Raw genomic sequence first — 2,238 nt, 5'->3', positions numbered from 1 at the left:
GGTACGACTCATAAATCACCTCGTTAGTTGAAACGTGGTGATAAACTAAGCCATCTGCAAAAACATGCCTAGGTGTGGTTGCTGTTACGCTTACGATATTAAAATGGAACTAGAGGAAGCATATAGTGTTGAAAGTAATCTTACTCGTTATTGCTCTTTCACCGTTAACTGCGATGGGCTGCTCGTGTGTCAGCACAGCAAAAAGTATTAACGATGTCATTAACGAACATGATGCCATTTTCATGGGTGTTGCGCTTAAAACCGAAAAAACAACAGGTGACTGGCATACCTCATTTTACAAGACAAAAATAAAAGTAGAACAAATCTGGAAAGGTAATGGCATGCCTGCATCTGTTTTCATCAAAACTAACATCGAGACGAACTCGTGCGGCGGGCCTGCTCCTCAGGTTGGCAACCGATTTCTGATTTTTGCCCACAAAACTCAAGATAACTTGTATTTAACAGGAGGTTGCTCAACATTTATGGATCTCAACCAAGTCGAAAAAGATCTCGATTCTCTCAGTTCAGAACAACTGGCTGAGTGGCAATCGATGTTCTTAGAAATGTTTATAGCAATGGCGAGTGCAGAGAAATAAACAAGCGATGCCACGAGCTACATCACCCCAACCTTTTTTCCAGAAAATTAATCGTTTCATTAACCGCTGAACTGGCATATTGACGGCTCGCAAATAGTAAACTGACCGGCGTAGGCGGTGGCATATAAGCACTTAAGATTTGTATGAGTTCGCCACTAGTGATTAAATCAGCAACTGAATACTGAGGTAAAAAGCCAATACCCAGCCCCTTTTGCGCAGCCTGTCGCGTAGCGCGATTTTCATCACTAAAAAAGCGCCCTTGTACCGTTATTGGAACCTCCTTTCCGGCTCGATAGAAGCGCCAACGGCAACCCAATGCCGATGGATTTACGGGAATACACCAATGAACCCCATGTTCTGCTGCTAACTCCTCGGGTGTACTCGGTTCACCAAACCGCTTGAGGTAACTAGGTGAGGCAACGGCAATATGCTGAACAGGTTGAAGTCGCCGATAATACAGCGTCGAGTCGCGCAACTCGCCAAAGCGAATAGCAATGTCGACATCCAGCTCTTTGAATGCAATCACTTCATCAGACAAGGTAAGGTGAATATTGAGTTGAGGATAAAGCGATAAAAGCGCTTCAATTTGTGGTGCCACCTGCGCCGCACCAAAGTTGACCGGCGCAGAAATCGAAACCGTGCCTTTGGGTTCAGATTGATACTCACCCATGTGCTCCTCGGCTAACTGAGCCTCAGACACAATCACCCGACAATGACACAAAAACTGCTCGCCCTCTCCGGTCAGTGACAATCGGCGGGTCGTTCGTTTGAGTAACTTAACCCCTAAATGAGCCTCTAAACGGTTAACCGCCTTACTCACCGCCCCCTTGGTAATACCGAGTTGCTCCGCCGCCCTCGTAAAACTGGCGGCATCAGCAACCGCAGCAAAGGTCGCCATATCCGATAAGCGCTCAAACATTGCGTCTCCTCAATCTATTCAGCAACAGTCAGCGCATTTATTTCGCTTAACCCGGCACATCGCATCGTCATAGCCGTGCGGCTTAATCATCGGCTGGGGCGGCGTAACATCGACCTTAATGTAGCCTTGCGAAAACATCATACCTCGCGACATCTCGCCCAATGCGCTGATCAATTTTTTACGATTAAACATAGTTTTGACTCCTGTGATAAATGACAGGAATCATTTTATTGTTTAATTATGAGCGATAAAGTGGATGTATGGAAACTTATTGTTTCCGAAGAGCGGTTAACCAAGACTTAAAAATACTCATTACCACCCACAACAGAGGTGTTCACCTATATTTAAGCTAAATCAGGATTTCAGGCTAAGCCTTTCCCTGCCAATTCTCCAAAGACAGGTGCTTTTCATCTAAGTGGTATTGCTTGCAAAGCTTTGGATGGTCTCGAATCAAATCAATAACATCAGAGAGATTTTGAATAGGCTCACATTTGTAAGCCTCATCAAGCTTTTTCACAACGTCTTTGAAATATAAAGGTGTACCATATTTTTTTACCTGTTCATTTCCTTCGAAACGTATCTCCTGCCCGTAAGCAATCATCCAAAACATCGGGCGCCACCAAGAGTATGCGTATTTCGGTGATTCCGAACAGCGATTCCGGAGTTATCCGATCACCTGTTAGCCGTTCTTTTTCATAACCCTCTTTTTACGCTAAGTGATCG

Annotated in this window: 4 protein-coding genes; 1 reads left to right on the top strand and 3 read right to left on the bottom strand. The window is 44.9% G+C overall.

Features of this window, described 5'->3' with window-relative positions; genetic code table 11:
- Positions 1 to 125 precede the first annotated feature (125 nt).
- The gene (locus tag DFP83_RS13430; RefSeq protein WP_110576588.1) at positions 126 to 596 is read left to right on the top strand and encodes a hypothetical protein; all 471 of its coding nucleotides are present in this window, start codon (positions 126 to 128) and stop codon (positions 594 to 596) included.
- Between the two features lie 22 nt (positions 597 to 618).
- Here the strand turns inward: DFP83_RS13430 and DFP83_RS13425 are convergent, their stop codons facing one another.
- The 3 genes from DFP83_RS13425 to DFP83_RS13420 form a co-directional block, all read right to left on the bottom strand.
- The gene (locus DFP83_RS13425) at positions 619 to 1,515 is read right to left on the bottom strand and encodes a LysR family transcriptional regulator (RefSeq protein ID WP_110576586.1); all 897 of its coding nucleotides are present in this window, start codon (positions 1,513 to 1,515) and stop codon (positions 619 to 621) included.
- A gap of 18 nt (positions 1,516 to 1,533) precedes the next feature.
- On the bottom strand, positions 1,534 to 1,707 hold the full coding sequence (locus DFP83_RS13585) for a hypothetical protein (RefSeq protein WP_157981586.1): 174 nt from the start codon (positions 1,705 to 1,707) through the stop codon (positions 1,534 to 1,536).
- A gap of 175 nt (positions 1,708 to 1,882) precedes the next feature.
- On the bottom strand, positions 1,883 to 2,125 hold the full coding sequence (locus tag DFP83_RS13420; protein ID WP_110576585.1) for a hypothetical protein: 243 nt from the start codon (positions 2,123 to 2,125) through the stop codon (positions 1,883 to 1,885).
- Between the last annotated feature and the right edge of the window lie 113 nt (positions 2,126 to 2,238).

Origin of the sequence: Idiomarina fontislapidosi (genome assembly GCF_003226255.1) — a bacterium.
Taxonomy (GTDB): Bacteria; Pseudomonadota; Gammaproteobacteria; order Enterobacterales; family Alteromonadaceae; genus Idiomarina; species Idiomarina fontislapidosi.
The sequence above is the reverse complement of the archived record's forward strand: the minus strand, read 5'-3'. Positions and strand labels throughout refer to the sequence as shown.